This window comes from Rhizobium sp. N324, assembly GCF_001664485.1.
Classification (GTDB): Bacteria; Pseudomonadota; Alphaproteobacteria; order Rhizobiales; family Rhizobiaceae; genus Rhizobium.
Map to the genome: position 1 here is coordinate 3,561,824 of NZ_CP013630.1, position 21,003 is coordinate 3,582,826.

General features: G+C 61.7%; 28 protein-coding genes. 15 read left to right on the plus strand and 13 right to left on the minus strand.

Annotated elements, in window-relative coordinates; genetic code table 11:
* The first annotated feature begins 1 nt into the window (after position 1).
* Complete coding sequence (locus AMK05_RS17120) at positions 2-1,111, plus strand: ABC transporter permease (protein ID WP_064840372.1); 1,110 nt, start codon at positions 2-4, stop codon at positions 1,109-1,111.
* Positions 1,112-1,243: 132 nt separating this feature from the next.
* Entirely contained in the window at positions 1,244-1,639 is a 396-nt protein-coding gene (locus AMK05_RS17125) for a DUF1236 domain-containing protein (protein ID WP_064840373.1), read from the plus strand.
* Between the two features lie 117 nt (positions 1,640-1,756).
* Here AMK05_RS17125 and AMK05_RS17130 read toward each other — a convergent pair whose 3' ends face one another.
* The 5 genes from AMK05_RS17130 to AMK05_RS17150 form a co-directional block, all read right to left on the minus strand.
* Entirely contained in the window at positions 1,757-2,194 is a 438-nt protein-coding gene (locus AMK05_RS17130; protein WP_064840374.1) for an EamA family transporter, read from the minus strand.
* A 29-nt stretch (positions 2,195-2,223) separates the two neighbouring features.
* Positions 2,224-3,267, minus strand: coding sequence for a Gfo/Idh/MocA family protein (locus tag AMK05_RS17135; RefSeq protein WP_064840375.1), 1,044 nt, complete (start codon positions 3,265-3,267; stop codon positions 2,224-2,226).
* A gap of 9 nt (positions 3,268-3,276) precedes the next feature.
* A complete protein-coding gene (locus AMK05_RS17140) occupies positions 3,277-4,062 on the minus strand; it encodes a ThuA domain-containing protein (protein ID WP_064840376.1) in 786 nt (261 codons plus the stop codon).
* Positions 4,063-4,254: 192 nt separating this feature from the next.
* A complete protein-coding gene (locus AMK05_RS17145) occupies positions 4,255-4,596 on the minus strand; it encodes a DMT family transporter (protein WP_049731616.1) in 342 nt (113 codons plus the stop codon).
* 17 nt (positions 4,597-4,613) lie between these two features.
* The gene (locus AMK05_RS17150) at positions 4,614-5,177 is read right to left on the minus strand and encodes a TetR/AcrR family transcriptional regulator (RefSeq protein WP_064840377.1); all 564 of its coding nucleotides are present in this window, start codon (positions 5,175-5,177) and stop codon (positions 4,614-4,616) included.
* A 161-nt stretch (positions 5,178-5,338) separates the two neighbouring features.
* On the opposite strand from AMK05_RS17150, the gene AMK05_RS17155 reads away from it, so the two are divergent.
* Both AMK05_RS17155 and AMK05_RS17160 read left to right on the plus strand, forming a co-directional pair.
* Positions 5,339-5,743, plus strand: coding sequence for a group II truncated hemoglobin (locus tag AMK05_RS17155; RefSeq protein WP_064841421.1), 405 nt, complete (start codon positions 5,339-5,341; stop codon positions 5,741-5,743).
* Positions 5,744-5,745: 2 nt separating this feature from the next.
* The gene (locus AMK05_RS17160) at positions 5,746-6,117 is read left to right on the plus strand and encodes a DUF423 domain-containing protein (RefSeq protein ID WP_049731618.1); all 372 of its coding nucleotides are present in this window, start codon (positions 5,746-5,748) and stop codon (positions 6,115-6,117) included.
* On the opposite strand, the gene AMK05_RS17165 is transcribed toward AMK05_RS17160, so the two are convergent.
* The 6 genes from AMK05_RS17165 to AMK05_RS17190 all read right to left on the minus strand — a co-directional run bounded on the left by AMK05_RS17165 (position 6,114) and on the right by AMK05_RS17190 (position 9,378).
* A complete protein-coding gene (locus AMK05_RS17165) occupies positions 6,114-6,485 on the minus strand; it encodes a bleomycin resistance protein (protein WP_064840378.1) in 372 nt (123 codons plus the stop codon). The two genes, AMK05_RS17160 and AMK05_RS17165, sit on opposite strands and share 4 nt — an antisense overlap.
* Positions 6,482-6,796, minus strand: coding sequence for an antibiotic biosynthesis monooxygenase family protein (locus AMK05_RS17170; RefSeq protein ID WP_064840379.1), 315 nt, complete (start codon positions 6,794-6,796; stop codon positions 6,482-6,484). The genes AMK05_RS17165 and AMK05_RS17170 overlap by 4 nt, the downstream gene beginning before the upstream one ends.
* 9 nt (positions 6,797-6,805) lie before the next feature.
* Complete coding sequence (locus AMK05_RS17175) at positions 6,806-7,078, minus strand: hypothetical protein (protein ID WP_064840380.1); 273 nt, start codon at positions 7,076-7,078, stop codon at positions 6,806-6,808.
* A complete protein-coding gene (locus AMK05_RS17180) occupies positions 7,075-7,482 on the minus strand; it encodes a DUF2325 domain-containing protein (protein WP_049731622.1) in 408 nt (135 codons plus the stop codon). Before AMK05_RS17180 ends, AMK05_RS17175 begins: the two co-directional genes overlap by 4 nt.
* 108 nt (positions 7,483-7,590) lie before the next feature.
* Positions 7,591-8,895 carry an energy transducer TonB family protein gene (locus AMK05_RS17185; protein ID WP_064840381.1) on the minus strand — a complete coding sequence of 435 codons (1,305 nt, stop codon included), beginning with the start codon at positions 8,893-8,895 and terminating at the stop codon, positions 7,591-7,593.
* 57 nt (positions 8,896-8,952) lie between these two features.
* The gene (locus tag AMK05_RS17190) at positions 8,953-9,378 is read right to left on the minus strand and encodes a hypothetical protein (protein ID WP_064840382.1); all 426 of its coding nucleotides are present in this window, start codon (positions 9,376-9,378) and stop codon (positions 8,953-8,955) included.
* 177 nt (positions 9,379-9,555) lie between these two features.
* On the opposite strand from AMK05_RS17190, the gene hemP reads away from it, so the two are divergent.
* The 7 genes from hemP to AMK05_RS17225 all read left to right on the plus strand — a co-directional run bounded on the left by hemP (position 9,556) and on the right by AMK05_RS17225 (position 14,580).
* Positions 9,556-9,738 (plus strand): hemin uptake protein HemP, encoded by a 183-nt coding sequence (gene hemP, locus AMK05_RS17195; RefSeq protein ID WP_049731625.1) that lies wholly within the window; start codon positions 9,556-9,558, stop codon positions 9,736-9,738.
* A gap of 19 nt (positions 9,739-9,757) precedes the next feature.
* On the plus strand, positions 9,758-10,807 hold the full coding sequence (locus AMK05_RS17200; RefSeq protein WP_064840383.1) for a hemin-degrading factor: 1,050 nt from the start codon (positions 9,758-9,760) through the stop codon (positions 10,805-10,807).
* An 11-nt stretch (positions 10,808-10,818) separates the two neighbouring features.
* Positions 10,819-11,748: a heme/hemin ABC transporter substrate-binding protein gene (locus AMK05_RS17205; RefSeq protein ID WP_064840384.1), complete on the plus strand. Its 930-nt coding sequence runs from the start codon at positions 10,819-10,821 to the stop codon at positions 11,746-11,748.
* A 2-nt stretch (positions 11,749-11,750) separates the two neighbouring features.
* Positions 11,751-12,863 carry a FecCD family ABC transporter permease gene (locus AMK05_RS17210; RefSeq protein ID WP_064840385.1) on the plus strand — a complete coding sequence of 371 codons (1,113 nt, stop codon included), beginning with the start codon at positions 11,751-11,753 and terminating at the stop codon, positions 12,861-12,863.
* Positions 12,864-12,883: 20 nt separating this feature from the next.
* Complete coding sequence (locus tag AMK05_RS17215) at positions 12,884-13,678, plus strand: heme ABC transporter ATP-binding protein (RefSeq protein WP_064840386.1); 795 nt, start codon at positions 12,884-12,886, stop codon at positions 13,676-13,678.
* Between the two features lie 149 nt (positions 13,679-13,827).
* Complete coding sequence (locus tag AMK05_RS17220; protein ID WP_049731630.1) at positions 13,828-14,172, plus strand: DUF883 family protein; 345 nt, start codon at positions 13,828-13,830, stop codon at positions 14,170-14,172.
* A 9-nt stretch (positions 14,173-14,181) separates the two neighbouring features.
* Positions 14,182-14,580: a hypothetical protein gene (locus AMK05_RS17225; RefSeq protein WP_064840387.1), complete on the plus strand. Its 399-nt coding sequence runs from the start codon at positions 14,182-14,184 to the stop codon at positions 14,578-14,580.
* Positions 14,581-14,875: 295 nt separating this feature from the next.
* Here the strand turns inward: AMK05_RS17225 and AMK05_RS17230 are convergent, their stop codons facing one another.
* Both AMK05_RS17230 and AMK05_RS17235 read right to left on the minus strand, forming a co-directional pair.
* Positions 14,876-15,433, minus strand: coding sequence for an RNA polymerase sigma factor (locus tag AMK05_RS17230; protein ID WP_049731632.1), 558 nt, complete (start codon positions 15,431-15,433; stop codon positions 14,876-14,878).
* A gap of 10 nt (positions 15,434-15,443) precedes the next feature.
* The gene (locus AMK05_RS17235; RefSeq protein WP_007630755.1) at positions 15,444-15,650 is read right to left on the minus strand and encodes a NepR family anti-sigma factor; all 207 of its coding nucleotides are present in this window, start codon (positions 15,648-15,650) and stop codon (positions 15,444-15,446) included.
* A 254-nt stretch (positions 15,651-15,904) separates the two neighbouring features.
* Between AMK05_RS17235 and AMK05_RS17240 the strand changes: the two genes are divergently transcribed.
* The 4 genes from AMK05_RS17240 (at position 15,905) to preA (ending at position 21,002) form a co-directional block, all read left to right on the plus strand.
* On the plus strand, positions 15,905-16,699 hold the full coding sequence (locus AMK05_RS17240; protein ID WP_049731633.1) for a response regulator: 795 nt from the start codon (positions 15,905-15,907) through the stop codon (positions 16,697-16,699).
* A gap of 248 nt (positions 16,700-16,947) precedes the next feature.
* The gene (locus AMK05_RS17245; protein WP_064841422.1) at positions 16,948-17,901 is read left to right on the plus strand and encodes a sensor histidine kinase; all 954 of its coding nucleotides are present in this window, start codon (positions 16,948-16,950) and stop codon (positions 17,899-17,901) included.
* Positions 17,902-18,311: 410 nt separating this feature from the next.
* Positions 18,312-19,673, plus strand: a complete 1,362-nt coding sequence (locus AMK05_RS17250; protein ID WP_064840388.1) for an NAD(P)-dependent oxidoreductase — start codon at positions 18,312-18,314, stop codon at positions 19,671-19,673.
* A gap of 15 nt (positions 19,674-19,688) precedes the next feature.
* Positions 19,689-21,002 carry an NAD-dependent dihydropyrimidine dehydrogenase subunit PreA gene (gene preA / locus AMK05_RS17255; RefSeq protein ID WP_049731635.1) on the plus strand — a complete coding sequence of 438 codons (1,314 nt, stop codon included), beginning with the start codon at positions 19,689-19,691 and terminating at the stop codon, positions 21,000-21,002.
* The last annotated feature ends 1 nt before the right edge of the window (position 21,003 follow it).

The following is a 21,003-nucleotide window of genomic DNA, read 5'->3' on the forward strand; positions in this document are numbered from 1 at the left end:
GATGTGGATCAGGCTTTACGCCCTTATCGTCAAGGAACTGCTCGCCGTGCTGCGCGACCCCAAGGGCCGCGCCATCCTGATCGGCCCGCCGATCGTCCAGCTTCTCGTCTTCTCCTATGCTGCGACGCTGGAAGTCCGCAATGTCGACGTCATGATCCTCAACCGCGACAGCGGTCACTGGGGCCAGGAGCTGATCGAGCGTATCGACGGTTCGCCGACCTTCCGCCGGATCGAGATGGCGGGAAGCCAGACGGATATCAGGATGGCGATCGATAACCAGACGGCCATCGCGGCGATCGAGATCGGCCCGGATTTCTCGCGCAATATCGAGGCGGGAACGCCTGTTGATCTGCAGGTGGTGCTCGACGGCCGCCGCTCCAACGCCTCGCAGATCGTTGCCGGCTATCTCTCGCAGATCGGCGGCGCCCTTGCCGCCGAAACACCGGCCGGCAGACGCGCCGGCGCCGGCATCGTCTCATCGGTGCCGCGCAACTGGTTCAACCCGAACCTCACCTACCAATGGTTCATGGTGCCGAACCTGATCGCCAGCATCGCGCTTTTGATCGGCCTGATCGTCACGGCTCTGTCGATCGCCCGCGAACGCGAGCTCGGCACCTTCCACCAACTGATGGTCTCGCCGCTGCGTCTGCACGAAATCCTGATCGGCAAGCTGATCCCGCCGATGATGATCGGCCTCTTCCACATCACCGTCTATATCCTGGCCGCCGTCTTCCTGTTCGAGGTGCCGCTGCGCGGCTCGCTGTTCCTGCTCTACGGCAGCGCGATCTTCTATCTCGGCTCGGTCGCCGGGCTCGGTCTCTTCATCTCGGCGCTGTCGATGACGCAGCAGCAGGCGATCCTCGGCGCCTTCCTGTTCATGGTCCCGGCCATGCTGCTCTCGGGTTTTGCGACGCCGATCGAGAACATGCCGGCATGGCTGCAGCCGGTGACCCTGATCAACCCGCTGCGCTATTTCCTGGTGATCGTCAAAGGCGTTTTCCTCAAGGATATCCCCTTGAGTGAGGTGGTGAACCAGACGATCCCGCTGGCGCTGATCGCCGCCGCCACGCTGAGCGCCGCTGCCTGGCTCTTCCGCCGGCGGCTGGAATAATCCCATCGCGGCGGATGATCTGGGCCGCCTCACAGAATGTGAACCGGCCTTCCAAAGCGTGACTCTCTCCTGCCGGAACCTCGGATTGGCGTGGTCGTTACCCAAACGCAACCCCAGCAAAGGAGAAGCAAAATGTACAAGATTCTACTTGTCTCCAGCGCGCTTGCGCTGTCGTCACTTGCAACCAATGCCCTGGCTGATGGCGCCGTGACCGGTGCAGCCGGCGGCGCCATCACCGGCGCAATCGTCGGTGGCCCCGTGGGCGCTGCCATTGGCGGCGTGGCCGGCGGTGTCGCCGGTGCCGTTGTCGATCCGCCGCCGCGCGAGGTCGTCACCTACGTCCAGCAGCAGCCGGCCCCGACCGCCTCGGTGGTCGTCCAGGAACCGATCGTCGTCGGCAAGCCGCTTCCGGCCGATATCGTCGTCACACCGGTGCCCGACAATCCGAAATACGCGTATACGGTCATCAACAACCAACATGTGATCGTCGAACCCCGCACCCACCGCGTGGTGCAGGTCATCGAATAAGTCAAAGAACATTCAGATCGCCGGTGCCGCCTGCTGCGGCTCGGCAACCTCCAGCCCCGCTTCGGCGGGGTCTTTTTCGGGTGTTTGCGAAAACGCAATTGTGCTCGACGCCCGGGTTCATGCCCTGTAAGCGACGAGCACGGCACCTCCCGCAATCATGACGACGCCGAGCCAGTTCGGAAGCGTCAGACGCTCGCCGAGGAACAGCACCGCAAAGGCGGCCACGAAGACGACGGATAGCTTGTCGATCGGGGCGACGCGGGCAGCATCCCCAAGCTTCAGAGCACGGAAATAGCAAATCCACGAGGCGCCGGTGGCAAGGCCGGAGAGCACCAGGAAGAGCCAGCTCCTGCTCGACACCGAAGACGGCGCCTGCCAGCTGCCCGATATGGAGACCATCATCGCCGCCGCCAGCAGGATGACGATGGTGCGAATGAAGGTCGCGAAGTCGGAATTGACGTTCTCGACGCCGACTTTGGCGAAAATCGCCGTGAGCGCTGCAAAGCCGGCGGAAAGAAGCGCCCAAAGCGGCCAGCTTGTCAGAAGGCTTTTCATGCGGCGTTGCACCTCTATGCTAAAGCAGATCAGACCTTCAGCTCGCGCCGCTCGCGCTCGGTCACCATGGCGAGGTCGAGCACCTTCTGCAGGTTGGCGGCGTGGCGGAAGTTGGGGTCGGGCTGGATGCCGCTTGCCACGGCCTCGGCAAAACGCTCGTAATTGGTCGCCACCGGTTCAACCTCGATCTGCGTCCAGGTGGCGGTTTCGACACCTTCGCCGAGGCAGCCATGCAGCTCGGAACCGCTGGGACGATGGATGACCTCAAGGCTGCCCCTCTCGCCATAGATGCGCAGCTTCAACTCGTTCAGATGCCCTGTCGCCCAGCGGCTGGCATGGATGACGCCGAGCGCGCCATTGGCGAAATCGACGGACATGGTGAAACTGTCATTGGCATCGAGCATATATTCGCCGATCTGGCCGCCCGGCGCCTTGTTGAAGGTCTTCAGCCGCGCGAAGACATGGTCGATGTCGGTCGCCGCGCCATAGGCGGCAAAATCGAGGATATGGATGCCGACGTCGCCGAGTACGCCGTTCGAGCCGTGGCCGGTGGAAAGCCGCCACAGCCAAGTCGATTCCGTGCGCCAATCGCCCCAGGCACGCGACACCAGCCAACTCTGCAGATAGGAGGCTTCCACATGCCGGATTGTGCCGAGCTCGCCTGCGAGTACCATCTCGCGAGCCCGCTGCAACGGTGCGATATTGCGGTAGGTCAGGTTCACCATGTTGATGACGCCGGCCTTTTCGGCCGCCTCCGTCATCTCCAACGCCTTTGCATAATTCTCCGCCAGCGGCTTTTCGCAGAACACATGTTTGCCCGCGGCGATCAGCGCCATGGTCGTCGGGTGATGAATGCGGTCGGGCGTGACGTTCGTCGCCGCATCGAATTCACCCCAGGCGATCGCCTCCTCCAGCGAAAGAAACCGCTTTTCGATGTTGAACTTGTCGGCGAAGGCCGAAAGCCGCTCGGGATCCGTGTCGACGGCGCCGACCACCGTCACGCCGTCGATGAGGGAGAAGCGGGCAAGCTGGTTTTTCGCCATCACTCCGGTGCCAAGAACGAGTAGTCGCATGAATGCTCCTCAGCGGTAACCGGCTTCGCCGGCCTGGTGCAGTTTCGGGCCGCGTTCGACGATCGGCTCCAGCGCCTTTTCTACCGGCACATTTGGAGCGTCGGTGATAGCAGTCAACGCGCCTTGCGGGTTATAGGCCCACTTGACGCCGTTGATCAGCACCTTCTGGACATTGGCGTCGTGATAGGTCGGATAGGTCTCGTGGCCAGGGCGGAAATAGAAGATGTTGCCGGCGCCGCGCCGCCAGGTCAGACCCGAGCGGAACACTTCGCCGCCCTGGAACCAGGAGATGAACACCGTTTCCAGCGGCTCCGGCACCGAAAACTGCTCGCCGTACATTTCCTCGTTTTCGAGCTCGAAATGTTCGCCGATGCCTGCGGCGATCGGGTGGCGCGGATTGATCGTCCACAGGCGCTCGCGCTCACCGGCCTCGCGCCATTTCAGTGCGCAGGGCGTGCCCATCAGCCGCTTGAAGATTTTCGAGAAATGGCCGGAATGCAGCACCAGCAGGCCCATGCCTTCCCAGACGCGCCTGGCGACGCGCTCGACGACGACGTCGGAGACCGCGCCATGATCCTTGTGACCCCACCAGGTCAGCACATCGGTTTCGGCAAGGCGTGCCTCGCTCAGCCCATGCTCCGGCTCCTGCAGCGTCGCGGTCGTCGCCGAGATGGCTGGATCGGCGTTCAGCGCATTGGCGATCGTCGTATGCATGCCTTCGGGATAAATGCCGCGGACGATATCATTGGTGGTCTCGTGGATATTCTCTCCCCAGACGACGGTGCGAATGGCCATGATGTGCTCCTGTAGAAACTGGAAGTATCGATAGGCGGGAAAGCAGAGATTCAAAGCGCTTTGGAAAACGGCGCCGACTGCGCCTCGTCTCCTCCACGTCTCAGCAACACATAGACCTTTGTCAGGAATTTGACAAAGGGGAAAATTCAACCGCGGAAGATCGAAAATCCGGCTGGAAATATCACAGCAATATCAATGAGAAATTGATTTCGAGAAGAGATTGACGACGACAACGCCTGAAATGATCAGCCCGAGCCCGACGATGGCCGGCAGATCGAGACGCTGCTTGAAGAAGACCAGACCGACCGAGGAAATCAGCACGATTCCCAAAGCGCTCCAAATTGCATAGGCGATGCCGACAGGAATGCTTTTCAGCGTCAGCGACAGGCAATAGAAGGCGGCCGCATAACAGGCGACGACGAGCACAGTCGGCCCGATACGGGTGAACTGCTGCGACAGCTGCAGCGCGGTCGTGCCGATGACCTCGAGCACGATGGCGGCAAACAACAGCCCGTAGACGGCAGCCTGGCTCATGGCGAAATTCCTTCGGATTATTTCCCGGTCAGTTCGACAAGGCGATCAATGAGGTCCCGCCTCAGAACGCCGTCGATATCATGGCTTTCCAGCGTATCTGCAAACCACAGCCCGTCGGCGGCGAAACGCACGAGCTGCGCGTCGAGGGAGGAATCGGTGCCGACATATTCTTCCGCCCGCGCCTGCACCCATTGGCGCCAGCGAAGGCGCAGCCGGGGTTCGGCAAGAAGCGCGATCGTCACCTGCGTCCAGCTCCTGGAATCGTCGGGACGATCCTTGAGACCGGATACGGCCCTCACATAGGCGCGGGTAAAACGGCCCTGCGGCAGCGGATCGCCACGCATCAGTTCCTCTATATCGGCGTCGAACTTTTCGAGCAGGCTCTCGAACAGGGCATCAAGCAGCGCATTCTTCGTCGGGAAGTGATGCAGCAGCCCGCCCTTGCTGACGCTGGAGGCGGCGGACACCGCATCGAGCGTGACCGCGGCCATACCTTCGCTGGCAGCAAGACGCGCCGCGACATCCAGCAACTGCTGGCGCACGAGGACAGGCTGTTTCTTGCGATGATGGGCGTTCGACATGTGATTAAAAGATACCGTCCGGACGGTTTTGTCAAGAAGAATCGGTTGGAACCCTTGCGGCGCAGGCATTATGCGCAAAATGCCGCGGCAGCTTGATGACGGTTGCGATCATTTTATCTCCGGTGCATGAAAGGCTGGGGAATGACATCTGGGATGGTTTCGTGAGCGAGAAGGTCACCACTCTATATGAAGCGATCGGCGGCGATCCTGTCGTGCGGGCGCTGACGCTCCGTTTCTACGAGTTGATGGACAGGCTGCCGGAGGCAAGCCACGTGCGCGCCGTGCATCCGCCGAGCCTTCACGGCAGCGAAGAGAAATTTTACGAATATATGACCGGTTATCTCGGCGGCCCGCCGCTCTATACCGACAAACGCGGCCATCCGCGCCTGCGCAGCCGCCATTTCGTCGCCGAGATCGGCCCGGTCGAGCGCGACGAGTGGCTGCTCTGTTTCCGCCGCGCCCTGGACGAGACGATCGCGAGCCAGGCGCTGCGCGATCTCATCTGGGCGCCGGTGGAGCGGCTCGCCTATCACATGCAGAACAAGGCCGCTGAAGACAAGGAATAACCATGAGCTTGAACGCGCGCCTGGAACCGGCGCTTTATCTCTTTGCCGGCCTGTTCGGCGTCGCCGGCGTGGCGCTCGCCGCCCTTGCCGCCCATGGCGGCGGGCAAGCCAATCTTGCCGCATCCGCATCGACCATGTGCCTTGCGCACGCTCCTGCCCTGCTGGCACTGGCTCTCGGCACAACGAGGCTCAAAACCGCCTGGCTGGCCGGTTTCCTCATGATTTTGGGAACGCTGCTCTTTGCCGGTGACCTAGTCACCCTGCGCTTCACCGGCGCCGGCCTCTTCCCCTATGCCGCCCCGACCGGCGGCTGGGCGATGATGCTCGGCTGGTTGGCCGTTGCGGCGGGTGCTGTCTTCCGCGTCAGAGCTTAGCCGCGCTGCTGCGGTACGCGACCGAAGCGCAAGAGGTTGCCGTGTGGATCGTGGATATAGAATTCCTCCATGTTCCACGGCCGCACTTCCATCTCGGTCAGGCGTTCGATGCCCTTTTCGCGATATTCCGCATGAAGGACGCCGATACCGCCGCCCCTGAGATAGACTGAGGTCTTCTCGCAGAGCCCGGCATCTTCGGTGCGCCAGAAATGCAGTTCCATGTCGTCACGCCGCAGGATGAGATAATCCTCCGCCTGATAGACGACATTGGCAAAGCCGAGCCTGTCTCGATAGAAGGCAAGCGTCGCATCGATATCGAGCGACGGAAGAACCGGCAGGACCTCGATGCGATCAGGCCCCTGGTTCATATGCCGTCGACCACGTTGAAGCCTTCGAAGACCGGCGGCCCCTTATACATCGCCTTGCGGTCGCCGGCATTGCGATGCGCAGCGCGAAAATTCTCGGACTTTGTCCAGTCCTGGAAATCCGCTTCGCTCTTCCAGACCGTGTGCGAGGAATAGAGCGTGTAGCCCTCCTCTTCGTCGAGCTTGCCGCGCAGCAGGCGGAATTCGACGAAACCGGGCACCTCGGCCAGGCTGGAATCCCGATTGCGCCAGACCGTCTCGAAATCACCTTCGTTCCCGGTTGCGACCTTGAAGCGGTTCATTGCGATATACATGCGATCTCCTTACGCCTTCCTCTTGCCGGCCCTTGCCGCATACGAGGGAAAAGCGAGAATATTATTGCCGTTTGCCGCCGCCGCGCCAAGCGGCCTCGTCGTCGCTTCTCCGGGCATGCGCGCTTCCCAGGTCGGGAACAGCGCCACATTCTGGTAGATCTCCTGGCGTTCGGCATGCTGGCGGAAAACTTCGTAGAGCTCGGGCACGAGGCCCTCGCCCCTCTGTGCGGCAAGCTTGTGCAGGCCGATCATGGTGAAACCGTCGGGACGCTGATCGTTCATCGGGTATTGTCTCGCTCGTTCATCGTATTCAGCGCGCGCTCCAGGCTGGACTTGCTGCCGTTGCGAAGCGGGATGAAGGCCTTGCCGAACTTTTTGCAGCCGGTCTTCACGCGCAGGCAGGCATCGTGGCTGATACAGTCGATCGGGCAGAAGACGCAGTCGACCGAAGGCAGCACGGTGTCGATGCGGGACACCGCTTCGCGCAAGCCGCCGTCGTGATGGATGAGTTCGGCACCGAAATTGCTGGCGATCTGGCGAAGATGCGCCACCTGGCAGTCACGGCCGCCGACATAAAGGAAACTGCGGCCATCCAGTTTGGATCGTCCGGCGGATGCCTGAGCAACACCCTCGCCCGCGACGTCGCGGACCTCCCGGTTCGATCCCTTCTTGCCCTTGCGAGCCATATACCACCCGTTCACTCGTTGATCGTCACACGATTCCTGCGTGTGCGGGTGGACCTTATTAAACCTGAATTTTAGAGTAAAGTATAAAGTTGATTATTTTTATCATATTTATCGCGAGGTCACCTGAACCTCCTGGGTGAAGCTCCAACTGGCCTTACCCCACTCGGGCGGCAACGGCGGAAACGGCGCAGCGCGGCGTACGCCATCGAGAGCAACCTTGTCCAAATCCGGAATACCTGAGCTACCGGCAACGGAAACTGACGACAGCCTGCCCGTTCCATCAATCGTCAATCTGAGACGCACGGAAATTGCTCCGCCCATCCTCTTGTATTCGTCAGGCACCCGAATTGCGCGGCGGATACGCTTCTGCACCTTGCCAGGATAGTTGGCTACAGCCGCGCTTCCAATACCATCGCCTCTACCTGATGCCGTCGACATGCCGTTGAACTCTGGCGCGTCCTGACCGGTCGTTACGCCCCTCGTCGTATCGCGGCGATCCGCGCCATTTTTTCCACCCGTAGGCTCAACCTTCTTCCGAGGCTGCTCTTTTTTGTCCGGTTTCGGCTTTTCAACCTTTGATGTCGGTTTCGGCTCTGGCTTCTCTTCGGGTTTCGGCGACGCTTCGGCGGTCTCGACGGGCTTCACTTCCTCTGGCTGAACTTCCATCGGCTGCACCGGAGCCGTCACCGCCTGTTGTGGGACGAGGGTCGGCACCACATCAGGCGCGGGCTGCTCCGGCACTACGGTTGCCATGGGCTGAGCGACGAAAGTTTCGGCGGGATTCTGAGAAACGAGAATCTCTGGCTCCGCAGCCACAGCTGTCTCGGGCGAAACACGGGTCACCTCTTGGGGCTGGGTCTCTGTCGGCCGAAGTTCGTCAGTTACAGTCGTCGATTGAAACGTATCCGGCTTAACTTCCTCTGCGGCAATTTCATCCGGCTTCAATTCCAGTTCCGGGTCACCCGCCGACGTCTGGTCAATATCGGAATCGCCAAATACGATGACACTGACAGCCTCACCAGCGTCTTCAATCACTTCGTTCGGCGGTTGCGGCATGAACAGAGCAAGAGCGACTACCAGACTTGTGTGGAAAAGCAGCGAACCGAGGCAGGTCAAAGCCACCCGCCGCCGCACCGGCTTCTGCTCATCTTCCTGCTTCTCGACCGCCGCATCCATCGGCGGCGCCGAAGCGGGAGCAGCCGGTTCGGCTTGAGGATGGTCGGGAAAGGAGGATATCTGCGCAAAGCGCGTGTAGTGGATCACCGTTTCGCCGGCCGGCTGCCGCGGCGCGTTGCGCAGTTCCGGAAGCTCGTGGCCGGGATGCATACCGGGCGTGTTGTCGTTCAGGCTGTTATCGGCGTCCGCCTCCCCGATGAGCACCTGTCTCGATCTGGTTTTCGCTGAAATCGCCATTGTCTACGCCTCGGACAGCCTGAAACATGTCCGCCGGGGATCATCCCCGGCGTTATCTTAGCCCTCGAAGGGAACCGAAATCTGCGAGCGGGTGACGAGGCCCTTCATGCATTCGCCCGCCGCCGGCCCGTCGCAGACGGGCGTGTCGTTGATGAGGATGCGCGTCACGCTCTCGCATTTGACATTGGGCATATCGAACTGGCGCACCCGCTTCTTGCCCTGCGGCAGATCGCGGAAATCGAGCACGGTGATGCGGTCGACGGCATTCTTGTCGTTGAAGAAGGCAAGTTCGAAGGAGACCTTGTTGATGGCGGCCGGCAGCTGGTTCAGCGCCACGAAGGCCATCATGCAGCCCTTCTGCGAGGGCGCCAGCGCATTGAGTTCGACATCGAGGGAGGCTGCCGGTGCCGCCTCCTGCGCCTGACAAACGCTTGAAAACGTCATCGCCATGCCGGCCGCAACAGCCGCAAACCTACCTGTCATAAAACCTTCTCCGTCATCGTTGCGAGCAGCCCGCAGGCAGCTCGTATCAGCAATTTCGAAAACTTGACTATAATAGTCTCCTATTGCGTCTTTAAAAAACTATGAGTAAGAAAGTCAAGATAAATGTCACCACAACCGGGAGCCCAGAACCCCGGCCTCACGGAATTGCCAACCGAAATGATGGTTGAAAAGCCAGATAACTTTAAGCACGTGCCGCTGCCGAGCGAGCCCGCGGCGCAGCACCGGATCGTCGAAAGCGCGGATCTTTTCCGCGGCGCGAACGAGATCATGATCAGACACGACGGCGTGATCTATCGCCTGAAGATCACCCGCCAGGGCAAGCTCATTCTCAATAAGTAGGGCCAATAGTAGGTAACACATGACCGAACAGACAAGACCGGCGCCAGCCGAAATCCGTGCGTTTCGCGCCGAAAACCCGAAGCTGCGCGAGCGCGATATCGCCGCCCAGCTGAAGATTTCCGAGGCCGCCCTCGTCGCCGCCGAAACCGGCATCAGCGTCACCCGCATCGATGGCAGCGCGCTGAAATTTCTCGAACGCGTGGCGAGCCTCGGCGAAGTGATGGCGCTGTCGCGCAACGAAAGTGCCGTGCACGAAAAGATCGGCATCTTCGAAAACATCAAAAGCGGTGTGCAGGCCGCCATCGTTCTCGGTGAGAATATCGATCTGCGCATCTTCCCAAGCCGCTGGGAACATGGCTTCGCCGTATCCAAGACGGATGGCGACCAGGTGCGCCTCAGCCTTCAATATTTCGACAAGGCGGGTACCGCCGTGCACAAGGTGCACCTGCGCCCGAATTCGAATGTCGAGGCCTATCATGCGATGGTTGCCGCGTTGAAGCTGGAAGACCAGTCGCAGGATTTCGTCGAGGCCGCGACCTCAAATATCGTCGATGAAACCGCCGACGTCAGCCGCGACGAATTGCGCGACAACTGGAGCAGGCTCACCGATACCCACGAGTTCTTCGGCATGCTCAAGCGCCTGAAGATCGGCCGCCAGGCGGCCGTGCGCAGCGTCGGCGACGACTATGCCTGGAAGCTCGACAACAGCGCGACGGCGGAGATGATGCATGCCTCGGTGAAATCCGGCCCGCCGATCATGTGCTTCGTCGCCAATGACGGCATCGTCCAGATCCATTCCGGCCCGATCTTCAACGTCCAGGCCATGAGCCCATGGATCAATATCATGGACCCGACCTTCCATCTGCATCTGCGCCAGGATCACATCGCCGAGACCTGGGCCGTGCGCAAGCCGACCAAGGACGGCCACGTTACCTCGCTGGAGGCTTACAATGCCAAGGGCGAGATGATCATCCAGTTCTTCGGCAAGCGGAAGGAAGGTTCCGACGAACGCGCCGAGTGGCGCGAGATCATGGAAAATCTACCGCGGGCAGCAAGTGTCGCCGCATAAGGATCATAGCGATGACGATGCGTAACAATCTGCGAAGGATTCGCCCCTGGCAGCTGGCCCTGACGGCGGCCGTCATGGCGCTGCCGCTGATCCCGTCGGTACCGGCGGTCAAAGGCTTCGCCTTCGTCCGCGCCGCCCATGCCGAGGACAAGAAGCTCGACACGTCGCGCCTGGTTTCGGTCGGCGGCGATATCACCGAGATCGTCTATGCGCTCGGCGAGGAAAGCCGGCTGATCGCCCGCGACACGACGAGCATCTACCCGGAGGCGGCGCTGAAGCTGCCCAACGTCGGCTACATGCGGGCGCTCTCGCCGGAAGGTATCCTTGCCATGAACCCCACGGCGATCATCGCCGTCGAGGGTTCGGGCCCGAAGGAGGCGCTGGCCGTCCTGAAGAATGCCAGCGTGCCCTTCGAGACTGTGCCGAGCCCCTTTACCCGCGACGGCATCATCGCCAAGATCGACCGTGTGGGCACGCTGCTCAGTGTATCCGACAAGGCGAAGGCGCTTGAACAAAAGGTGGCGTCCGATCTCGACGCGGCGATCACCGAGGCCGAAAAGCGTCCGGAGGCCGAGCGCAAGCGCGTTCTCTTCATCCTCAGCGCCCAGAACGGCCGGATCATGGCATCGGGCACCGGCACGGCGGCCGACGGTATCGTCAAGCTCGCCGGCGCCATCAACGCCGTCGGCGCATTCCCGGGTTACAAGCCGCTAACGGACGAGGCGATCATCGAAGCCAAGCCCGACATCATCCTGATGATGAACCGCGGCGACGGCGCCGGCACCAAGAACGAGGACCTGCTGGCCCAGCCCGCGATCGCGCTGACACCGGCTGGCGAGAAGAAGGCGATCATCCGCATGGACGGCATCTACCTGCTCGGCTTCGGCCCGCGCACAGCAGCCGCCGCGCGTGAACTCAACGCGGCGATCTACGGGGGCTGATCATGGCCCTGCCGCAAGCCATGATGGAACGAAGGCGACCATTCCCGATGGCGGAGATCCGCGTAAACCGGCAGGCGGGCGACAGAACGCGGCTCGCCTTGCTGGTCATCGCGCTGCTCGTCATCGGCTCCGTGTTCTCGATGCTGTTTTCGGTGACGACGGGCGCCTCGGATGCCTCGATCCTCGACGTTATCGGCAACATGGCCGGTTCCGAGGCGGCACTCAGCACGCGCGACCGGATCATCATCTTCGACATCCGCCTGCCGAGAGCGATCCTCGGCTTCCTGATCGGCGCCTCGCTGGCCGTTTCCGGCACGGTGATGCAGGGCCTGTTCCGCAATCCGCTGGCCGATCCCGGCCTTGTCGGCGTCTCCTCCGGTGCAAGCCTCGGTGCCGTCACCATGATCGTGCTCGGCGGCAGCCTTGCAGCGCCGCTTCAGGCACTTCTCGGCATCTATGCCCTGCCGGCGGCCGCCTTTGGCGGCGGTCTCGTCACGACGCTGCTGCTCTACAGGATCGCCACCCGCCACGGCCAGACCTCGGTGGCAACGATGCTGCTGGCCGGCATCGCTCTCAGCGCGCTTGCCCTGGCGATGACGGGTCTGCTGATCTACATGGCCAACGACCAGCAGCTGCGCGACCTGACATTCTGGAGCATGGGCTCGCTGGCCGGCGCCACATGGACGAAGATCGCCGCCGCCAGCCCGATCATTCTCCTGTCCTTCACCGCCCTGCCCTTCATGGCGCGCGGCCTCAATGCCATCACGCTCGGCGAGGCCGCCGCCTTTCATATGGGCGTGCCGGTGCAGCGGCTGAAGAATGTCGCGATAACAGGCGTCGCCGCGGCGACCGGCGCATCCGTCGCCGCCAGCGGCGGCATTGGTTTCGTCGGCATCGTCGTGCCGCATATCCTGCGCATGGCGATCGGTCCGGACCATCGTTTCCTGCTGCCGGCCGCAGCCCTTCTCGGCGGCTCTCTGCTGATCTTCGCCGATGTCCTGGCGCGCACCCTGGTCGCCCCGGCCGAGCTGCCGATCGGCATCATCACCGCGGCGGTCGGCGGGCCATTCTTCCTGTGGATTCTGCTGAGGCAGCGTTCGCGCCTTGCCCTGTGAGTGCTGTCGTGAGTGACAAGATGATCGAAGTTTCCGGCCTCTCCGTGCGCCTTTCCGGCAAATCGATCATCAACGACGTCGCCTTCACGGCAAAGGCCGGCGAGCTGACGGCGATTGCCGGGCCGAACGGCTCCGGCAAGACGACGACGATGAAAGCCATCTCCGGCGAGCTTGCCTATGGTGGCTCGGTGCGCATCGGCGGCGACGAGGTGAAAGAGCTGAAGCCCTGGCGGCTTGCCGCCCTTCGCGGCGTGCTGCCGCAGGCAAGCACCATCTCCTTCCCCTTCACCGTGCGCGAGATCGTCCGCATGGGCCTGACATCGGGCATCAACCTCAATCCCGACAAGGCCGAGCAGACGGCGGCGGCAGCACTTGCATCGGTCGACCTGACCGGCTTCGAAGGCCGTTTCTATCAGGAACTCTCCGGCGGCGAGCAGCAGCGCGTTCAGCTTGCCCGCGTGCTCTGCCAGATCGCCGAGCCCGTCGTCGACGGCAAACCCTGCTGGCTGCTGCTCGACGAGCCGGTCTCGAGCCTCGACATCAGCCACCAGCTGACGATCATGACGCTTGCCCGCAATTTCTGCGAACGCGGCGGCGGCGTCATCGCCGTCATGCATGATCTCAACCTGACGGCGCTCTTTGCCGACCGCATCGTGCTGATGAAATCCGGCCGCCTCGCCGCCGCCGGCAGCATCGGTGACGTGTTGACGGATGAAACGATGCTGTCGGTTTTCGGCTGCGCACTGCGGATCAACCAGGTGCCGGCCGACGGCACGCCCTTCGTGCTCGCCCACAGCGCCATTTCCGAGCGCTAACCGCCGCATGCGGCGGAACTTTTGAGCGCCCGGCACGTTTTCGGCAGTGATCTGGGTCAATGCCGGGCGATATCTCTTATGCAACGGACGGTGGTGACCCCAGTGCGAAATAGGCGGGCTTGCGCGCGCCCCAGCCAATGGAGACAGCCATGAGCTATTCTATCTTCCAGTCCGGCCGCAGCCGCCGCAACGGCACCTTCCACAATCTGGAATCCGGCATCGAGGAGCAGATCGAGGCGCTGCGCGACGACCTCGCGGAACTGACGCGCCTCGTCGGCAAGAGTTCGCGTCACCAAAGCGAGAAAATCCGCAGCCAGGCCGGCGCCGGTTACGAAGAACTGCTCGGCCGCAGCGAGGATCTGCTGCGCGAATTGCAGCGGGGCTATGAACTCGGCGCCACCGAAATGCGCGAAACCGTGCGCAAACATCCGCTGGCAACCATCGGCGCAGCTGCCGTTTTCGGCCTGGCCATTGCCTTCCTCGCCCGCCGCTGAGGAAGCGCAATGCTGTCGATCCTCAGCCTGCTGACGGGCGCAAGCGTGCACCGGACCGTTGCACGCGCCAAGCGCAATAGCATCTTCATCGCGCTTGCCGCACTTTTTCTTCTCACCGCCTACGCGCTGGCCGTCACCGCCGGCGCCATCTGGCTCGCCGGCATCTACGGCGCCCTTGGCGCCGTTCTTTTCCTCGCCGCTTGCGCGCTGCTGCTCGCCATCATCGCACTGGTGGTAATGGTCGTCATCAACGCCCGGGAGAAGCGCCGCGCCCGCGAACGCCGCGCGGCGCTGGAATCTCTGGCGACAGTGGGGATTGGCCTGATCCGCTCTCAACCGCTGCTGACCGCGGGCGTGCTGGCGGCCATCGTCGCGGCCAATCTGGTGGGGTCGAAGCGGGAGGATTGATCCTCTTGCATCCGACCGCCCCTCCGAATCCGACGAGGTGGAGCCCCTACCTTTCTTCCCTCATTCCTGTGCTCGTCACAGGAATCCAGTGCGCCCAAGTCCTTGGGCGCGAAAGACTTTTTTCGTGATTCATTCACGGCGCGGACGCGCCGTGGCTGGATTCCTGTGACAAGCACAGGAATGAGGGAGGAGAGAGTAGCGCCCGCAATACATACGCAACACCCCTCTTGCTTACCGACAGCCCAAAAAGCCGGCGCCCCAACAGGCAGCCGGCTTGCTCGCAATCATAACTTTCTCAAAACGCAAACGCCTTCGACGTCAGCGGTGCCGAGGTGGCGTCGGGGCCGAAATCGGCTTCGCCTGATATCTGCAGCAGCTCCTGCAGTCGCTGGCGGGCGCGGTTGACGCGGCTCTTGATGGTGCCGACGGCGCAGCCGCAGATTTCGGCCGCTTCCTCGTAGGAGAAACCCGAGGCGCCGACGAGGATGATCGCCTCGCGCTGATCCGGCGGCAGTTGGTCGAGCGCCTTCTTGAAGTCCTGCAGATCGAGCGCGCCGTATTGCGAGGGGTGCATCGCCATCGATTCCGTGAACAGCCCGTCGCTGTCCTGGATCTCGCGGCCGCTCTTGCGCATCTGGCTATAAAGTTCGTTGCGCAGGATCGTGAAGAGCCAGGCCTTCATATTGGTGCCCATCTCGAAATGATCCTGTTTGGCCCAGGCCTTCATAATGGTATCCTGGACGAGATCGTCGGCACGATCATGCCGTCCGATGAGCGAAATTGCGAAAGCGCGGAGACTTGGGAGGGCCGCCAGCAATTCCCGCTTGAAGCTGGGTTGCGTTTTTTCTTCCATGCGGACGATCCTATTCGGCCATCTTGGCAGAAGCCATCATTTCGGCATGGTCGAGCTTTTCGAGAAGGTCGAGAAAACGATCCGGAATCGCCTCCTCCTGCGCGGAGGCATAGAGCGACCGCAGCCTGACGCCGATCTGATTGTTCGGGTCCAGGATGTCGCTTGCCCGCAGCTCCAGCTTGCGCTGATCGGCTGCTTCTTTCTTGCGTGTCGTCATCAATTCGTCTTCTCGCCGGTTGTCTGTTGGGGCGCGCATGGGGCTGATCACGATTTCAACCATCGACACCGACCCTTCGATTGTCGATGTTGCTGGCATTTTTTGCTGCATGGGTCAAAACGCTACGCCCTTTCTTCGTCGGCTTGAATAATGCGGCGCGACAAAAAAAGTTCCAGCCGTTCCGGAACTTTTTTATCAAGGCGACGTTAACCGGTCATTGGAGCCAATGACCGGCCTGCATACGGGAGCCCTTAATGACACTTTCCACTCGAATTGCGCCGCACCTTCCTTATCTGCGCCGCTATTCCCGCGCCCTGACCGGCACTCAGACTTCGGGCGACGCTTACGTCGCCGCCGTTCTCGAAGCTATAATCGCCGATCTCACTATTTTCCCGGATACGGCGAATGACCGGGTGGCACTCTACAAACTGTTTACGCAATTGTTTGGTTCCACCGCCATCCAGATTCCGGAGCCGACCTCGCCCTATGCCTGGGAACAGCGCGCCACCTTGAACCTTTCGAAGGTTTCGCCGGGCGCCCGCCAGGCCTTCCTGCTCGCCTCCGTGGAGAATTTCCGCGTCGCCGAGATCGGCGAAATCCTGGAACTCGACGAACAGGATGTCATGCGTCTGCTCGACATGGCCTCGCAGGAGATTTCCCGCCAGGTTGCGACCGATATCATGATCATCGAGGACGAGCCGCTGATCGCCATGGATATCGAGCAAATGGTCGAAAGCCTCGGCCATCGGGTCACCGGCATCGCCCGCACCCATGCCGAGGCCGTCGCGCTCTACAACAAGACCAAGCCGAGCATGGTGCTGGCCGACATTCAGCTGGCCGACGGCAGCTCCGGCATCGACGCCGTCAACGACATCCTCAAGACGTCGAGCGTGCCGGTGATCTTCATTACCGCTTTCCCGGAAAGGCTTCTGACCGGCGAGCGCCCCGAACCGACTTTCCTTGTCACCAAACCCTTCAACCCAGACATGGTCAAGGCATTGATCAGCCAAGCTCTTTTCTTCAACGAATCGACCAAAGTGGCCGCCTGAGACGCAATTTTCCGGCCTTCGGAACCAAATCGCCAAAGCAGGCGTTCCGGTGCTACCGGGACGCTCCGCTGGCCTTAACGGTTTTTGCAGCGCTTTGTTCTAGAGTTGACGGGCGGCGTCTCTGAGGGCGCTCCGTCAGCGACGTTCAAGATGTCACAAGGCAAGATGTCACAAGGAAAGGCGGCCGAGTGAATACGACGGAACCATTATCCGGCACGCCTTTCACCTTCGAGGGCAAAGCCGCAATGATGGAGCGCGCGCTCGGCAGCGCCGGGATTTCAATCCTCTGCCAGGATGCCCGGCTGTCAATCTTCTATGCCGAAAATCTGCCGCCGCATTTCGCAGCGCTCTTCACGCTGGGCGGCGGCGATGCCGCCCTGTTCGGCGACGCGCACGGCCGGTATCTGACGGCGCTGAAACACAAGGTGCTGGAAACCGGAATCCCCGACAATGCCGAGGTCGAGATCGACGTCGACGGCGAAATGCGCACCTATGAGCTGAAGATCCAGCGCACCGGCAAACGCGGCACCCATGGACTTCTGTCGGTCATGGCGGAGGTCACCGAAAGCCGGCATCGTGAGAAAGTGCTGAAATCGCTGCTGCGTGAACTCTCGCACCGCTCGAAGAACCTTCTTGCCATCATCCAGGGCATCGCCACGCAGACGGCGCGCAACACACTCTCCCTCGAGAGCTTCCTCCTCAAGTTCCGCGGCCGGCTGCAATCGCTTTCCAACTCGCAGGATCTGATCACGGATTCGAGCTGGCGCGGCGCCTATCTGTTCGAACTGGCCGAAAAGCAATTCGCGCCCTATTGGCCGGAAACGGCCGGCTCGATGCCGATCTACGGCATCAACGCCCATCTGACGCCGAATGCCGCCGTGCATCTCGGGCTCGCCCTGCACGAACTCATCGTCAACTCCGCCTCCTTCGGCGCGATATCCGGTGGCGCCGCCTCGATCACCTTGAATTGCCGCGACGCCATGATCGGCGACAGAAAGGCGATCGAAGTAACTTGGGCGGAGGTGCTGCAGAACCAGTCGGAAGTCCACGAATTCAGCGACAACAGCTTCGGCCGCACCGTGCTCGAGCGTGTCGTACCCTCGTCGGTCAACGGCAAGGCGGAGCTGAACCTCGTTCCCGGCCGCATCGAATATCGTCTGACCATTCCAGAAACCGAATTCGAGATTTTCAAGCGGGTGTGAAAGTCTGGGAAACACTACAGCCGAAAGGAAAAACAGCCGGTGCGAGGGCGGCGCACCGGCTGTCTTCACTCACCGGGAGGGGACCGTGAGTACGTCCGGATAGTGGGTTGGGGGCGCGCATGTTGGGTCGATGCGATCACCATCCGGATATCGCAATAACGACGACCTCAGACATTGGTTCCCTCCGCGGACAAAAAAATCGACTTTTTTGAATCTTTTTTCGGATGCTCGTCTCCGGCCATACGCCCGATCATTTCAGCAACGGGCGCCTCCGAAAATTAAACTGATAAAACAGTTACTTATTGGACGGCGCCCAAAACAAAACCGCCAAAATTTTACCGTTTGATAAATTTTTAAACCTGAGTTACGCTTTCCCTCACAGGCCGTTTACCAATAATGAGGGAACTTCAATGGAACGACTGGAAACCGGGATTCATGCCGGCCGGCTTTCGCCCGCCGAGTATGAGGCTAATTTTTCCGATCTTCATCCGCGCCTCGACAATCATGAGGCGCTGGTCGCCGCCGACCGCTGTTATTTCTGTTACGACGCGCCGTGCATGACGGCCTGTCCCACCTCGATCGACATTCCGCTGTTCATCCGCCAGATTTCGACCGGCAATCCGATCGGCTCGGCCAAGACCATCTTCGATCAGAACATCCTCGGCGGCATGTGCGCCCGGGTCTGTCCCACCGAAGAGCTCTGCGAACAGGCCTGTGTGCGCAACACCGCCGAAGAGCGCCCGGTCGAGATCGGCCGCCTGCAGCGCTATGCGACCGATGCCGCCATGCAGGCCGGCAGGCAGTTCTATGCCAGGGCTGAAACATCAGGAAAGACGATCGCCATCGTCGGCGCAGGCCCGGCCGGCCTTGCCGCCGCCCATCGTCTGGCCGTGAAGGGCCATTCCGTCACCATTTATGACGGCAGGGAAAAATCCGGCGGCCTCAACGAATACGGCATCGCCACCTATAAGGCGGTCGACGATTTCGCTCAGAAGGAAGTCGACTACATCATGTCGATCGGCGGCATCGACGTTCGCCACGGCGCTCTTCTCGGCCGCGATTTTTCGCTTGCCGATCTGCAGGCGCAATATGACGCCGTCTTCCTCGGCATCGGTCTTGCCGGCGTCAATGCTCTGCGCATCGACGGCGAAAACCTCGCCGGCGTCGACGACGCCGTCGATTTCATCGCCGCACTCCGCCAGGCCGAGGACAAGAGCGACATCGCCATCGGCCGCCGTGTCGTCGTTCTTGGCGGCGGCATGACGGCGATCGACGCCGCCGTCCAGGCCAAGCTGCTCGGCGCCGAGGAGGTGACGATCTGTTATCGCCGCGGCAAGGAGCAGATGAACGCCTCGGAATACGAGCAGGATCTGGCAAGCTCCAAGGGCGTCATCATCCGCCACTGGCTGGCGCCGAAATCGATCCTCGCTCAGGACGGCAAGGTCGCCGCCATCGAAGTTGAGTACACCAAGCTTGTCGACGGCCGCCTTATCGGCACCGGCGAGACCGGCGTCATCGCCGCCGACCAGATCTTCAAGGCGATCGGCCAGAGCTTTGATGCCTCCGGCCTCGGTTCCCTGCGCATGGAATCCGGCCGTATCGCCGTCGATGTCGAAGGCCACACCTCGCTCGATGGCGTCTGGGCCGGCGGCGACTGCGTCTTCGGCGGCGACGATCTCACGGTTTCCGCCGTCGCCCATGGCCGCGACGCAGCTGAATCCATCCATCGCACCCTGTCCGCAGCCGCCGCTCCGGCTGTCGCGGTCGCTTGAAGGGGAGAATGAACAATGGCTGATCTCCGCAATAATTTCGTCGGCATCAAGTCGCCCAACCCGTTCTGGCTGGCCTCCGCGCCGCCGACCGACAAGGCCTACAACGTCGAGCGCGCCTTCAAGGCCGGCTGGGGCGGTGTGGTCTGGAAGACGCTGGGCGAGGAAGGCCCACCCGTCGTCAACGTCAACGGCCCGCGCTACGGCGCGATCTGGGGCGCCGACCGCCGCCTGCTTGGCCTGAACAATATCGAGCTCATCACCGACCGCGACCTCTACACCAATCTCAGGGAAATGAAGCAGGTCAAGATGAACTGGCCGGATCGGGCGCTGATCGCCTCGATCATGGTGCCTTGCGAGGAACAGGCGTGGAAGTCGATCCTGCCGCTCGTCGAAGAGACCGGCGCCGATGGCGTCGAACTCAATTTCGGCTGTCCGCACGGCATGTCGGAGCGCGGCATGGGCTCTGCCGTCGGCCAGGTGCCGGAATATATCGAAATGGTCGTGCGCTGGTGCAAGCAGTACACCCGCATGCCCGTCATCACCAAGCTGACGCCGAATATCACCGATGTCCGCCGTCCGGCCCGCGCCGCCAAGGCCGGCGGTACCGATGCCGTCTCGCTGATCAACACGATCAACTCGATCGTCTCCGTCGATCTCGACAACTTCGCCCCCAACCCGACGGTCGGCGGCAAGGGCAGCCATGGCGGTTATTGCGGCCCGGCGGTCAAGCCCATCGCGCTGAACATGGTGGCCGAAATTGCCCGTGATCCCGAAACCTACGGCCTGCCGATCTCCGGCATCGGCGGCATCACCACCTGGCGGGACGCTGCCGAATTCCTCGTTCTCGGCGCCGGCAACGTCCAGGTCTGCACCGCGGCGATGACGTACGGCTTCAAGATCGTGCAGGAGATGATTTCAGGCCTCTCCGACTGGATGGACGAAAAGGGCCACAAGACCCTCGACGACATTACCGGCCGCGCTGTGCCCAACGTCACCGACTGGCAGTATCTGAACCTCAACTACATCGCCAAGGCGAAGATCGACCAGGATGCCTGCATCAAATGCGGCCGCTGCCACATCGCCTGCGAGGACACCTCGCACCAGGCGATCACCAACGTCGTCAATGGCCTGCGCCATTTCGAGGTGATCGACGAGGAATGCGTCGGCTGCAATCTTTGCGTCAGTGTCTGCCCGGTCGAGAACTGCATCACGATGGAGCAGCTTCCGGCCGGCACTCTCGACAAGCGCACCGGCAAGGTGGTCGACCCGAACTACGCCAACTGGACGACGCACCCGAACAACCCGATGGCCCGCCAGGCCGCGGAGTGAT

Coding starts and splice junctions, on each gene's coding strand:
- AMK05_RS17120 (WP_064840372.1), top strand. CDS start 2: ATGTGGATCAGGCTTTACGCCCTTATCGTCAAGGAACTGCTCGCCGTG.
- AMK05_RS17125 (WP_064840373.1), top strand. CDS start 1,244: ATGTACAAGATTCTACTTGTCTCCAGCGCGCTTGCGCTGTCGTCACTT.
- AMK05_RS17130 (WP_064840374.1), bottom strand. CDS start 2,194: ATGAAAAGCCTTCTGACAAGCTGGCCGCTTTGGGCGCTTCTTTCCGCC.
- AMK05_RS17135 (WP_064840375.1), bottom strand. CDS start 3,267: ATGCGACTACTCGTTCTTGGCACCGGAGTGATGGCGAAAAACCAGCTT.
- AMK05_RS17140 (WP_064840376.1), bottom strand. CDS start 4,062: ATGGCCATTCGCACCGTCGTCTGGGGAGAGAATATCCACGAGACCACC.
- AMK05_RS17145 (WP_049731616.1), bottom strand. CDS start 4,596: ATGAGCCAGGCTGCCGTCTACGGGCTGTTGTTTGCCGCCATCGTGCTC.
- AMK05_RS17150 (WP_064840377.1), bottom strand. CDS start 5,177: ATGTCGAACGCCCATCATCGCAAGAAACAGCCTGTCCTCGTGCGCCAG.
- AMK05_RS17160 (WP_049731618.1), top strand. CDS start 5,746: ATGAGCTTGAACGCGCGCCTGGAACCGGCGCTTTATCTCTTTGCCGGC.
- AMK05_RS17165 (WP_064840378.1), bottom strand. CDS start 6,485: ATGAACCAGGGGCCTGATCGCATCGAGGTCCTGCCGGTTCTTCCGTCG.
- AMK05_RS17170 (WP_064840379.1), bottom strand. CDS start 6,796: ATGTATATCGCAATGAACCGCTTCAAGGTCGCAACCGGGAACGAAGGT.
- AMK05_RS17175 (WP_064840380.1), bottom strand. CDS start 7,078: ATGAACGATCAGCGTCCCGACGGTTTCACCATGATCGGCCTGCACAAG.
- AMK05_RS17180 (WP_049731622.1), bottom strand. CDS start 7,482: ATGGCTCGCAAGGGCAAGAAGGGATCGAACCGGGAGGTCCGCGACGTC.
- AMK05_RS17185 (WP_064840381.1), bottom strand. CDS start 8,895: ATGGCGATTTCAGCGAAAACCAGATCGAGACAGGTGCTCATCGGGGAG.
- AMK05_RS17190 (WP_064840382.1), bottom strand. CDS start 9,378: ATGACAGGTAGGTTTGCGGCTGTTGCGGCCGGCATGGCGATGACGTTT.
- hemP (WP_049731625.1), top strand. CDS start 9,556: ATGATGGTTGAAAAGCCAGATAACTTTAAGCACGTGCCGCTGCCGAGC.
- AMK05_RS17200 (WP_064840383.1), top strand. CDS start 9,758: ATGACCGAACAGACAAGACCGGCGCCAGCCGAAATCCGTGCGTTTCGC.
- AMK05_RS17205 (WP_064840384.1), top strand. CDS start 10,819: ATGACGATGCGTAACAATCTGCGAAGGATTCGCCCCTGGCAGCTGGCC.
- AMK05_RS17210 (WP_064840385.1), top strand. CDS start 11,751: ATGGCCCTGCCGCAAGCCATGATGGAACGAAGGCGACCATTCCCGATG.
- AMK05_RS17215 (WP_064840386.1), top strand. CDS start 12,884: ATGATCGAAGTTTCCGGCCTCTCCGTGCGCCTTTCCGGCAAATCGATC.
- AMK05_RS17220 (WP_049731630.1), top strand. CDS start 13,828: ATGAGCTATTCTATCTTCCAGTCCGGCCGCAGCCGCCGCAACGGCACC.
- AMK05_RS17225 (WP_064840387.1), top strand. CDS start 14,182: ATGCTGTCGATCCTCAGCCTGCTGACGGGCGCAAGCGTGCACCGGACC.
- AMK05_RS17230 (WP_049731632.1), bottom strand. CDS start 15,433: ATGGAAGAAAAAACGCAACCCAGCTTCAAGCGGGAATTGCTGGCGGCC.
- AMK05_RS17235 (WP_007630755.1), bottom strand. CDS start 15,650: ATGACGACACGCAAGAAAGAAGCAGCCGATCAGCGCAAGCTGGAGCTG.
- AMK05_RS17240 (WP_049731633.1), top strand. CDS start 15,905: ATGACACTTTCCACTCGAATTGCGCCGCACCTTCCTTATCTGCGCCGC.
- AMK05_RS17245 (WP_064841422.1), top strand. CDS start 16,948: ATGGAGCGCGCGCTCGGCAGCGCCGGGATTTCAATCCTCTGCCAGGAT.
- AMK05_RS17250 (WP_064840388.1), top strand. CDS start 18,312: ATGGAACGACTGGAAACCGGGATTCATGCCGGCCGGCTTTCGCCCGCC.
- preA (WP_049731635.1), top strand. CDS start 19,689: ATGGCTGATCTCCGCAATAATTTCGTCGGCATCAAGTCGCCCAACCCG.